This window comes from Acinetobacter stercoris (genome assembly GCF_900323515.1).
GTDB lineage: Bacteria > Pseudomonadota > Gammaproteobacteria > Pseudomonadales > Moraxellaceae > Acinetobacter > Acinetobacter stercoris.
This window is the reverse complement of the sequence record NZ_OOGT01000438.1, coordinates 1-772: the sequence shown is the minus strand read 5'-3', so window position 1 is coordinate 772 and position 772 is coordinate 1. Positions and strand designations below refer to the sequence as shown.

Sequence of the window (772 nt, the reverse complement as noted above, 5' to 3'; positions counted from 1 at the left end):
GTAATAACACCTTATATGTACCGATTGAGGTATGGCAAAAATCCATATATAACGGATTCTAATGATCAATATCAAATATTAGTACCTCCTTTAACAAATTTGAAAAATATTGCAAATACAGTAGTTGCTTTACCTGATTCACTTAGACTTGATAATGGTGACTTCTTTGAAGTTGAGAAGGAGATTGGTATTGTCGAGAAAGGAAATGATTATGTTGAGGGTGACCTTATATTAGGTAAAGATGAAATTATTACCCCCGCAAAAAAGGCTTTGTTGATTCAAGCTGGAATTTCAAAAATTAAAGTTTATAAAAAAGTTAAATTGGCTGTTTTATATGTTGATTATGAGGATTTCACATACAATACAAATATAAATATACAATATATTCAAGATTCTTTATTAATGTGGGGATTTGATAGTGAAATACTAAAAGTCAAACCATTTCATTTAAATGAAAATGTAAATGAAAAATTTGAATTTGATGGCTTTACAATCAGTCTTGATGAATATCAAAAGCAGATAGATGAGGTTTTAAAAAAGTATGATTTTATCATTGGATGTGGAATGGCAAATGACGGATTTCATACTGATTTAGGGCTGTTTAGGAAAACTCCTTTAATGGATAAGGTTTTAAAAGAAAAACTTGATCAATTTCCATTAGATAGTTTTCATTTAATCTTTGGTAAACCTCGTTCTCCTAGCCGTTCTGAAAATATTTATATTAAAAATGCTAAGGGTGAGCTAATTGGTAGTAAAATAGTTAATTATGAAG

The 772-nt window shown here is 28.8% G+C and carries 1 pseudogene; it reads left to right on the top strand.

What is annotated here, in order from left to right:
• A pseudogene (locus tag KPC_RS20540) lies at positions 1–772 on the top strand (hypothetical protein); the annotation flags it as partial.